The 9,463-nt window shown below is 65.5% G+C and carries 14 protein-coding genes, 4 tRNA genes and 1 pseudogene; 7 read left to right on the forward strand and 12 right to left on the reverse strand.

Annotated features, from left to right (window positions below):
• The 6 genes and pseudogenes from ACRDU5_RS07140 to ACRDU5_RS07165 form a co-directional block, all read right to left on the reverse strand.
• Positions 1-236: pseudogene (locus tag ACRDU5_RS07140) on the reverse strand (GNAT family N-acetyltransferase); the annotation flags it as partial.
• 3 nt (positions 237-239) lie between these two features.
• On the reverse strand, positions 240-734 hold the full coding sequence (locus ACRDU5_RS07145; RefSeq protein WP_526613790.1) for a hypothetical protein: 495 nt from the start codon (positions 732-734) through the stop codon (positions 240-242).
• Positions 735-1,010: 276 nt separating this feature from the next.
• Positions 1,011-1,604 carry a methylated-DNA--[protein]-cysteine S-methyltransferase gene (locus ACRDU5_RS07150; protein ID WP_526613791.1) on the reverse strand — a complete coding sequence of 198 codons (594 nt, stop codon included), beginning with the start codon at positions 1,602-1,604 and terminating at the stop codon, positions 1,011-1,013.
• A complete protein-coding gene (locus ACRDU5_RS07155; RefSeq protein WP_526613792.1) occupies positions 1,601-2,077 on the reverse strand; it encodes an RNA polymerase sigma factor in 477 nt (158 codons plus the stop codon). The genes ACRDU5_RS07150 and ACRDU5_RS07155 overlap by 4 nt, the downstream gene beginning before the upstream one ends.
• 46 nt (positions 2,078-2,123) lie before the next feature.
• Positions 2,124-2,849 carry a Clp protease N-terminal domain-containing protein gene (locus ACRDU5_RS07160; protein WP_526613793.1) on the reverse strand — a complete coding sequence of 242 codons (726 nt, stop codon included), beginning with the start codon at positions 2,847-2,849 and terminating at the stop codon, positions 2,124-2,126.
• A 51-nt stretch (positions 2,850-2,900) separates the two neighbouring features.
• Positions 2,901-3,383 (reverse strand): SRPBCC family protein, encoded by a 483-nt coding sequence (locus ACRDU5_RS07165; protein WP_526613794.1) that lies wholly within the window; start codon positions 3,381-3,383, stop codon positions 2,901-2,903.
• 143 nt (positions 3,384-3,526) lie between these two features.
• Between ACRDU5_RS07165 and ACRDU5_RS07170 the strand changes: the two genes are divergently transcribed.
• From ACRDU5_RS07170 to ACRDU5_RS07180, 3 genes are all read left to right on the forward strand, one after another.
• Positions 3,527-3,850 carry a helix-turn-helix transcriptional regulator gene (locus ACRDU5_RS07170; protein WP_526613803.1) on the forward strand — a complete coding sequence of 108 codons (324 nt, stop codon included), beginning with the start codon at positions 3,527-3,529 and terminating at the stop codon, positions 3,848-3,850.
• 135 nt (positions 3,851-3,985) lie between these two features.
• Positions 3,986-4,228, forward strand: coding sequence for a hypothetical protein (locus ACRDU5_RS07175; RefSeq protein ID WP_526613795.1), 243 nt, complete (start codon positions 3,986-3,988; stop codon positions 4,226-4,228).
• Between the two features lie 107 nt (positions 4,229-4,335).
• A complete protein-coding gene (locus ACRDU5_RS07180) occupies positions 4,336-4,521 on the forward strand; it encodes a hypothetical protein (protein ID WP_526613796.1) in 186 nt (61 codons plus the stop codon).
• On the opposite strand, the gene ACRDU5_RS07185 is transcribed toward ACRDU5_RS07180, so the two are convergent.
• A complete protein-coding gene (locus tag ACRDU5_RS07185) occupies positions 4,518-5,210 on the reverse strand; it encodes a hypothetical protein (RefSeq protein WP_526613797.1) in 693 nt (230 codons plus the stop codon). The genes ACRDU5_RS07180 and ACRDU5_RS07185 overlap by 4 nt on opposite strands.
• Positions 5,211-5,417: 207 nt before the next feature.
• Here ACRDU5_RS07185 and ACRDU5_RS07190 point away from each other — a divergent pair, with 207 nt between their 5' ends.
• From ACRDU5_RS07190 to merB, 3 genes are read left to right on the forward strand one after another with little or no spacing between them, the layout of a single operon-like run.
• Positions 5,418-5,825: a MerR family transcriptional regulator gene (locus ACRDU5_RS07190; protein WP_526613798.1), complete on the forward strand. Its 408-nt coding sequence runs from the start codon at positions 5,418-5,420 to the stop codon at positions 5,823-5,825.
• 5 nt (positions 5,826-5,830) lie between these two features.
• Entirely contained in the window at positions 5,831-6,103 is a 273-nt protein-coding gene (locus ACRDU5_RS07195; RefSeq protein ID WP_526613799.1) for an alkylmercury lyase, read from the forward strand.
• A gap of 14 nt (positions 6,104-6,117) precedes the next feature.
• Positions 6,118-6,759, forward strand: coding sequence for an organomercurial lyase MerB (merB, locus tag ACRDU5_RS07200; protein WP_526613800.1), 642 nt, complete (start codon positions 6,118-6,120; stop codon positions 6,757-6,759).
• Between the two features lie 213 nt (positions 6,760-6,972).
• Here the strand turns inward: merB and ACRDU5_RS07205 are convergent, their stop codons facing one another.
• The 4 genes from ACRDU5_RS07205 to ACRDU5_RS07220 all read right to left on the reverse strand — a co-directional run bounded on the left by ACRDU5_RS07205 (position 6,973) and on the right by ACRDU5_RS07220 (position 7,950).
• Positions 6,973-7,512 (reverse strand): DinB family protein, encoded by a 540-nt coding sequence (locus ACRDU5_RS07205; protein WP_526613801.1) that lies wholly within the window; start codon positions 7,510-7,512, stop codon positions 6,973-6,975.
• Positions 7,513-7,690: 178 nt separating this feature from the next.
• A tRNA-Val gene (locus tag ACRDU5_RS07210) sits at positions 7,691-7,765 on the reverse strand.
• An 11-nt stretch (positions 7,766-7,776) separates the two neighbouring features.
• Positions 7,777-7,850, reverse strand: a tRNA-Cys gene (locus ACRDU5_RS07215).
• Between the two features lie 27 nt (positions 7,851-7,877).
• Positions 7,878-7,950, reverse strand: a tRNA-Gly gene (locus tag ACRDU5_RS07220).
• Positions 7,951-8,154: 204 nt separating this feature from the next.
• On the opposite strand from ACRDU5_RS07220, the gene ACRDU5_RS07225 reads away from it, so the two are divergent.
• Positions 8,155-8,226 (forward strand) — tRNA-Val (locus ACRDU5_RS07225).
• 1 nt (position 8,227) lies between these two features.
• Here ACRDU5_RS07225 and ACRDU5_RS07230 read toward each other — a convergent pair.
• On the reverse strand, positions 8,228-9,463 hold a 1,236-nt coding region (locus tag ACRDU5_RS07230), incomplete at its 5' end, for a tripartite tricarboxylate transporter permease (RefSeq protein ID WP_526613802.1).

Genomic DNA, 9,463 nt, shown 5'->3' on the forward strand with positions numbered 1-9,463 from the left:
CCGCGAATCAGCATGACGTACCCCACCATTCGGCCATCCTCGCGGGCGATCAGCACCACCCGATCTGGATCGGCGAGGTACTCGGCGAACCGAGACTGCGACAGGTTTTCGTCGATGAACGCCACGATGTTCTCCGGGGTCACCGACGGCGGGCAGGCCAGCGGGAAGGTTCGGGCGGCGACGTCAGCGAGTTCGGGCAGTTCGGCGGCGGCCGGCGTGGTGACCCGGACAGGCACCAGTCAGTACAGGTTCCACTGCCCGAGGTGCAGACCGGTCACCTCGTCGATCAGCACCACGTTGGAGACGAGATCGCGATAGCAGTCCCACCACACCCCGCCGCTGACCGTCGCACCCGCGGGCACGTTGTTTAGTGCGTACTGCAGTGCGTCGGGGGCATCGGAGTTCCGCGGCTCATACGCGTCACCCGTCGGCGTGACGCCCTTGAAACTAAACGACAGCGCCATCACGTACGGGGCCGGCATCTCGACCGCGTGGATGACCACGTTGCCGCGGTAGACCTGGTGACGCGGCGGACGCGGCGGATAGCCGAAACCCGGCGGCACCGGGGACGGGTCCACGCTGGTGACGGTCACATCGGCGACAATGCCCTTGAACTGCACCCGTAGCGTTTCGCCCAGGCGGCCGATCGGAGTGTCGATCGCTGTGGCCGGCGAAGCCAGCACGGCACCGGCGACCGTGATGGCGGCGAACAGCAGCCCCAAGCAGCGACGCATAGGTCATCCCCTCCTTGCTGCATCGCATGGTGACGTCTCTGATGGCTGAAGCCAACGGCTTCGTTGGCCTGACTCAGTCTCAGATTCTTCTCTGCGGTGCGTCTCCCGACGCTGCACGAAGGACCCGTCCACTCCCGAATGGAACGCTACCAGTGGGCAACGACAACTTCCGCCACTGCGCGGCGGAAGTCCCGATTCCCCGGACGGCCAAAGCCGCCGGCCTTCTCGGGACTTTCTGATGGCATACCCGGCCGGCGACCGCGGCCGTTCCCATTCTTAGCCGGCCTCCAGCGTGAGCAGCGCCGACTTGGCCGCCGGTCCGCCGATGTACTGGCCCGTGGAACCGTCCGACCGCACCACGCGGTGGCACGGGATGACAACCGGCAGCGGATTGTGGGCACACGCGGTCCCCACCGCGCGCACCGCGCGGGGGTTGCCGACCGCCGCGGCCACCGCGGCGTAGCTCTCCCGGCGGCCGTAGCCGATGCCGCGCAGGTGCTCGATCACACTGCGCCGGAATCCTTCGGCGAGCCGGAGGTCCACGGGCACCTCGAAGGCGGTGCGCCGCTTGGCGAAATACTCGTCGAGCTGGCGCGCCGCGGCGTCCAGTCGCGCCGGAGCCCGCAGGACGCGCGGGCTCACCGACTCGGCGAGAACCGCCAGCACGGCGCTGTGGTCTTCGACGTCGTAGGCAACGCGGGCCAGCCCTACGGGGGTGGCCGCCAGCAGCAGGGCGCCGACCGGGGTGTCGACCGTGCGATACGCGACGTCGAGCAGTTCGTCGGTGGCGGCGTCGCGTTCCAGCCGCTGGTGCAGTCGGGCCAGCGCCACGTCATCGGCTTGCAGGTCGTCGAAAAGGTTGGTAGTCATGCGGTCTCATCCTTTGGGTAGAGCTTGCGTAGGGTCTTGATGCCGTCGGCCGCGGCGCGGCGGGCAGCGTCGGGGGAGTTGCCGAGAAGTTCGGCGATTTCGGCGAACGGCAGCCCGGCGATGTGGTGGTAAGCCACCGCCCGGCGCTGCTTGTCGGGCAGTTGTTGCAGCGCCCCCCACAGGTCGGGGTAGCGGGCGGTGGGATCGGCGCGGGCCGACGGCCGGTCCGGCACCGGGTCGGTGGGCACGGCGCGCCGGGTCTTCGCGCGCCCGACGTCGAGAGCGCGACGGTGTGCGATGGTGACGAGCCATGCCTCGACGTTGGCGTCCGCGGGCAGGTCGGGATAGGCGCGCAGCGCCGACAGGAAGGTCTCCGACCAGGCGTCCTCGGCGTCGACGGGCCCGACGACTGCGCGGCACACCCGCAGCACGGTCGCGCCGTGCTCGGCCACCACGTCTTCGAACGGTCGCACCCTCACATCATGAAGACGCCGCCCGGCCCGTGAGTGTGAGATGGCCTCAGTCGACCTGGGTGGTGGTCATCGAGGACAGGATGCGGGTCAGGTCGGCTTCGGCGCGGGCCTTGTCGATGCCGGCGCGGTGCAGCGGGCCGTCGCCGTCTTCCTGCTCGAGCAGGGCGAGCAGAATGTGTTCGGTGCCAATGTAGTTGTGGCCGAGGCGAAGTGCTTCGCGGAAGGTTAATTCGAGGGCTTTCTTGGCCGGCCCGTTGAACGGGATGAGCTGCGGCACATCATCGCTGCGCTCGGGCAGCGTCACCGCGGCGCGCAACGCGTCGGGATCGATGTGCTGGGCCTTGATCAGCACGACGGCCAGGCCTTCGTCGTCGCTGAGCAGGCCAAGCATGAGGTGGTCGGTGTTGATCTCGACGTTGCCGGCTTCGTGCGCCGCGTTCTGCGCGGCCACCACGGCGTTGCGGGCGCGGGGTGTGAACCGGCCGAACCCGGCATTCGGGTCGAGCGCGGCGGTGTCGGCTTTGGGGACAAAGCGCTTCTGGGCCGCTTGCTTGGTGACGCCCATGCACTTGCCGATATCGGTCCATGACGCCCCGGATCGTCGCGCCTGGTCGACGAAATGGCCGATGAGGTGGTCGGCGATCTCACCGAGCGACTCGGCGGCCAGCACCGCATCGGTGAGCTGATCCAGTGGTTCCTCATGCACCTGTTTGATCACGTTGATGAGGTCGTCGAGGCGAACGGGGTACGCGATCTTGGCCGGTTCACTCACGTCGTCAACTCTAGGTTGACGGCATGCCATTCGTCAACCAGCGGTTGACGATTACCCGCGCGGATATCCGCGCCGCACAGTGCGGTCGAGGATGCCCAACGTCGCGCGCAGCGCGCTCTCGGGAATCACCGGGAAGATGTTGGCATCACGCCATGTCTGGTCGATGCCGGACCAGTCGTAGAACGAGGTGACGACCGTGCCGTCGTCGTCTGGCGACGGCTCGAGGCGGTAACCGTAGACATGCCCGATCTGCGGGCGAATCTGGCCGAGAATCGTCCAGGCGATCAGCCGGTCCGTGTCGAAGTCGCGGATTTCGACGGTGACGTCGTATTTGCCCAGCGGATAGTCGTTGAGCGATTCGCGATCCATGTGTACGACAAAGCTGTCGCCGACGGCTTTGACCGGGCCGCCGTCGGCGTCCTGGAGCATGCCCGATGAATCGATTGCGACGTGGCCATGCGGGTCGCAGAGCACCGCGAAGATGTCGGCGGCCGGTGCGGCGATGGTCCGTTGGACCTCCATGCGTTCGGTCATGGAACGATCCTGTCAGGGAAGCGATTGAGGCTGTGGTCGTTTCGGGTGTTCTCCGGCGGGTATACGAATCGAGCGAGGTGAACATCCGATTCAGGAGAGCTCAGACAGTGGTTCGTCCCCATAGCAAGGGCAACGTGCCCCGCATATTGCGTGAGGCGATTGCCTTCATCCACGAAAATGCTGACGCCGACATCGGCCTCGAGGACATCGCCGGCGCGGGCAATGTGACTCCGCGCTCGGTTCAATACGCGTTTCGCCGCCATCTCGGCACCACTCCGCTGGAGTATCTGCGGCGAGTGCGGCTCGATCTGGCGCATCGTGACCTGCAGGCCGCCGACCCGGCACGCGACACCGTCACCGCAATCGCCGGTCGTTGGGGATTCGCCCACGCCGGCCGCTTCAGCCTGGCCTACAAGGCTGCTTTCGGGACTCCGCCGAGTGCGACACTGCGTGCCTGCGGGGCGTAACGCGCTCGTGGCGTAACACCCATTCGCGATGGTTCGATGAACCACAGAGGGGGCGTTGAGTCCTTCGCCGTCCAGCCACGGCGCGGCGGGCCGTCTCCTCTTGCATCCCCGCGTAGACGGGTGAAGGAGTTCACAATGAATTTTTTGAAGAAGATCGCCGTGACAGCAACGATGACCGCCGCCGCGGGCGTCGGCGCGCTGGGATTCGCGGCCGCGCCGGCGCAGGCCGACAAAGGGTGGTGGCACGTGCCCGATCCCGTACCACCGCCGGGAGTGATAAATCACGTCCCGTTCGCGCCGCCGCCTGGTCAGATCGCCAAGTTGCCGTTCGTGCCGCCGCCCGGGCATTGGGACAAGCCCTGGAAGTGGCTCCCGTAGCTGGTCGACGCGCTATTGCGAGAACGAGATGGACGTCTCCGATTGCCGGCGCCGATCTTGACGGCCCTACGCCACAATCGGACCGACGGGCGGTTATTGTCGAAGCCATGCGCATCATCGTCATGGCGCTCGGCGTGCTGGTTGCGTTGGCCGGTCTCCTGTTCGCGCTGCAGGGATTCGGCGCAGTGGGCGGCAGCCCGATGAGCAACACCACCATGTGGTCCATCCTTGGTCCGATCATCGCGCTGATCGGCATCGCTATCGCGTTCGGCGCGCTTCGCGGCCGTCGCTAATCAGCTGGCCCCTCCGGCGCCACAACATCGAAAGTCATTTGCCTGACCAGTGTCTCGCCCGCGGGTAGACAGCTCGCAGCTTGATCGGTCGTAAAGCCATCGCAATGCGGAGCGGCGAGATCCCAGTAGACATCGACGACGTGTGGGCCAGGGGGGAGCGGGGCCAGTGCGCCGTGGCTGCTCACCGTGTTGACAGCGGGAAACCCTACCGCCTCGGGCACTTGGCCCACCCAGAGAACGTCGTTTGGGAAGGAATGGTTCGACTTGTACGGTGATCCCGGATCGATCACATACTCGACCTTCTTGAGTTTGCCGCGGAAGTCATCCAGCGGTGTGGCCCAGTCAGTGGCGAAGCCCGATGGCACCTGTTCGAAGCTCTTGTTCATGATCCATGGGACGGACGGAGACCATCGCTTTCCCGCGGTCAACTGATTGCAGTCGGGGCTGATGATCGAAACCTGAGGGCGGTACACCTGGTCCAGAGTCATGCCGTTCGACGCAACGCACGGCTCGTTGCCGCCGAACTTGGCCGCCGCGGACGGGCTAAGAACGAGCGCCGTCGCGGAAAGAACAGCCGCCGAAAGTAGGGCGAACCACAACCTGCGCCTGGGGGTGCTGAAACGATGGGACATCGTCGTCCTCTCCATTTGCTGACGAATAGTCCCAGCCAACTCCCAGCGATCTGCCAAGTCAACGATGTTGCCGATCGCGGTGCCGGCGGAAGAGTCATCTACCCCGCAAACCCGCTCGGTGTCGCATAGGCGACGGGTCGGCCCGCCAGCCAAGCAGGATGACGGGAGCGCACCGTGACGATGTTGCCTTCGGCGCGGATCGCTACCTAGCTCGATGTCGGGTGACTTGACTCTGTAGTTGGGTACAGGGTTCATGCTGGTGGGGTGAGAACCAGCGAGGTAGCCGCACAGGCGCACGTCAATACCCAAACCCTGCGGTACTACGAACGCCGTGGGTTGCTGCCCGAACCCGAGCGCACCAAGTCGGGTTACCGGGCATATACGGCAGACACTGTGAGGGTGGTGCGGTTCGTCAAGCGTGCCCAACAACTTGGATTCACGCTCAGCGACATCGAGGAACTGTTGCACCTGGCGGACGGCGGTCCCGACGCGTGCGAGGAGGCCCGGACGATGGCCCGCGCCCGGATCGCCGACCTGCAGCAGCGAATCGAGGAACTCGCCGGCATGCGTGATGCGCTTGCCCGCTTGATCGACACCTGCGATCAGCCCCGCACCGAGCGTATGTGCCCGATCCTGCGTGACATCGAAACCGCCGCAGCCGCAGGGATGTGATCCGCATGCGCATCGAAATTCTCACCGCACCGGGATGCCCCAACGCCGCCGGCGCCAAAGAAACGGTCGCCGAGTGCCTCACCGCCCTCGGTGTTGAGGCCCCGATCGTCGAGCGGGTCGGTCGGTACCCGTCTCCGACCATCCTCATCGACGGTGTCGACGTGATGGGCTCCGCGCCGGGAGTGCCGATCGGTGATGCGTGCCGCCTCGACCTACCAACACCTCAACGCGTCCTGGAGGCATTGCGCGGCCGGCCACAACAACCATCCACACGGTAAGGACACCGCCCAATATGACTGCCGACCGCTTCGCCGCCTCCATTGCGGACACCTTGTTTGGCCCCGATCAACAGACCGGCAGGCACCTGATGCGCACCGCGATGCAGCTGCTCGCCCGTGGCAACCCGGTCACGGTGACCGAGCTCGCTGCGGCCGCCGGCATCGATGTCGCTGACGTGCGCAATGCGCCCGCTGGCCAAGACATCGAGTACGACGACCAGGACCGCATCGTCGGTTGGGGACTAACTCTCAACCCCACCCCCCACGCCTTCGTCGTGGACGGTAACCAGCTCTATACGTGGTGTGCTGCTGACACCCTGATGTTCCCGGCGATCCTCGGCAGCCGTGCGCAGGTCGAATCGCGTTGCCCGACCACGGACACCGTCATTCGCCTCACCATCGACCCGCGAGCCGGGGTCACCGCCATGTCCCCGGGCACCGCCGTGATTTCGATTCCCGACTCCCAGGAGATGGACATCACCCGGGTGCGTGCCACTTGCTGCAACCCGGGCCGCTTCTTCGCCACCGCCGAGGCAGCCGAGGGCTGGCTCGCACAACATCCCGACGGAGCCGTGCTGCCCGTCGCCGACGCGTACCCGCAACTGGGTCCCATCAGTGACCGGCTCCTCGAACTGCCCGACACCTCCAATCGCTGAGCCCGCCGAGCCGAACAACCAAGGACCACACCACATTCCAACGGTTCAATGCCACCGGATGCCCGAGGTGAGGCAGGTAATACGAGATTGCTGGCCTGCCTCAAATTCGCACGCACCCATGCTTGCCCAACGGGATCGCTGCTGGGCTGGTCTGCCGCAATCGATGCTGGCCGATCCAACAGCCCCAACAACAACGTTGGACCTTCGGTGCCGTCACGGGTCGAGGGTGAGCTGGTGGGCGTGGAAGTCGAAATGCTTCCCGGGGTAGCGGTAAACATCCTCAAGCGTCATGTAGTCCTCAAAAAACGGGTCCCACGGCGTCGGGAAATGCATCCCGCGGTGGAAGGCATTGTTGTGTTCCCGGGCAAGTTTGCGATGCAGCGAGGCGATAACGCGATCCATCTTCGCGCCCATCTTGCGGCGGTTGTACACCGTGGCGGCCGCACAGGAGCCGTAGTAGTTGATGACGTGGAACGGTCCGCTAGCGGCTTTGAGGGCTTTGGCAAAGACGTCGCTTGCGGCATCAGGCAGCCGGCTGAAGGCATTCACAAGAACGAGCAACCGTTGCACGATCATGTAGCCAAAAACCATGTGGAACAACAACTGCTCGTTGGTCCATCGGGTCCCGCGCGTAGGCTTGGCCCAGGCATCTTGGCGCTCCGCGTCGGCGAGCAGTCGGTGAAACTCGACCCGTGCACGCTCTAGATCGGCCGCGATAGCTGCGCGGTCAATTGTGCTGTCCTCGGCAGCCACGCAACAACGCTAAATGGAGAGAGCCTAACTGGGGCAATCGGCCCGCCACCTGACGAAGATGACGGGCCGACCCGAGCGGAAGCCTGGGGTCAAGAGGGCGCACGCATTGCGTCGATTCACGCTTAGTTCACGCACCCCATCTGAGGCTCTGGATACTGCGTTTGAACTGCAGAAACGCTGGTGCGCGATACTGGGATTGAACCAGTGACCTCTTCCGTGTCAGGGAAGCGCTCTCCCACTGAGCTAATCGCGCCTACATCGTCTTGGAGGTGGAGACGGGAATCGAACCCGTGTGCACGGCTTTGCAGGCCGTTGCCTCACCACTCGGCCACTCCACCGCTGGGGTTGATGCGACTGCACCCTCGAGCGGATGACGGGATTCGAACCCGCGACCCTCACCTTGGCAAGGTGATGCGCTACCAACTGCGCTACATCCGCGCGCCACGGACGAGATCGTCGCCCGTCGCGAAGGACGACGATAGTCCACTTCAGCGTAGCCGCACAAATTCCATCCGATCCCGTGCCAGGCGCGACGCCGGGCCTGGAATCAGAAGGTGCGTGACCATACGCTGGGCCCTCGCAGCTGGCGGAAGATGGACAAGGGCACCCTGCGCCGTCGTGCTACCTTCGACGTCGTTCCCAGGTCTCGTAGCTCAGTGGGAGAGCGTCCGCCTCACACGCGGAAGGTCGCTGGTTCGAAACCAGCCGGGACCACTCACTCGACTCCGCTTGCAACGCTTTCCTGCGCCGCACGACGACGCCGCACGATCGGCACTGCGATCGACGCCACCAGCGCGAGCACGACCACGACCCACAGCACGATGGTGATCGGGCTGGACACCAAGATCGAGGGATCGCCCTCGGAAATCGTGAGCGCGCGGCGTAACTGTTGTTCGGCGAGCGGGCCAAGAATCAGTCCCACGACTGCGGGGGCTATGGGGATCCCGCCTTGCAGCATGAGTAGGCCGAGCAGCCCGAGCCCGCACAGGATAACGAGGTCGAAGGTGGTGCCGCCGGTGGCGAACGCGCCGAGCGTGGCGAACACCAGAACGCCGGCGTAGATCCCGTACGCGGGGATGGTCAACAGGCGCGCCCACACCTTGGCCATCGGCAGGTTGAGCACGAGCAACATCACGTTGCCGATGTAGAGGCTGGCGATCAGCGTCCACACCAGCGGGCCCGATTCGCTGAACAACTCCGGACCCGGTTGCAGGCCGTAGGACTGGAACGCGACGAGGATGACTGCCGCGGTGGCCGACGTCGGGAGTCCGATTGTCAGCAGGGGGACCAGCACCCCGGCCGCGGCCGCATTGTTGGCCGCCTCTGGGCCCGCGACGCCCTCGATGGCGCCGTGTCCGAACTCTTCGGGGTGCTTGCTCAGCCGTTTTTCGGTGGCATAACTGAGGAACGTCGGCACCTCGGCACCGCCGGCGGGCAGGGCACCGATCGGGAATCCGAACGCCGTGCCGCGCAGCCACGCCGGCCATGATCGCCGAAAGTCCTTACGCGACAACAGCGCACGATCCCGCAGCGGTTCGACGGTCGTCCCGCCGGTGCCGGTCAGTAGGTGTCGGAACGCCTCGCCGAGCGCGAACAGCGCGATCACCACGATGACGACGTCGATGCCGTCAAATAGCGAGTCGATACCGAATGTGAGCCGGGGTTGGCCGGTCTGCGAGTCGATACCGATGAGGCCGATGGTGACACCAAGCAGAAGGCTGGCCGCGCCCTTGAGCAGGTTGTCGCCCAGCAAGGCGCTCACCGTCACGAACGCCACGGCCATCAGTGCCACGTACTCCGGTGGGCCGAAGCTCGTCGCGAAGTCGGCGACCGCCGGTGCGACGAAGGTCAGCGCGATAGTGCCGATCGTGCCCGCGACAAAGCTGCCGACCGCGGCGGTGGCCAGCGCGGCCGCGGCTCTGCCTGCGCGCGCCATCTTGTTGCCCTCGAG

Origin of the sequence: Mycobacterium sp., from assembly GCF_050701515.1 — a bacterium.
In the GTDB taxonomy this organism is placed as follows: domain Bacteria; phylum Actinomycetota; class Actinomycetes; order Mycobacteriales; family Mycobacteriaceae; genus Mycobacterium.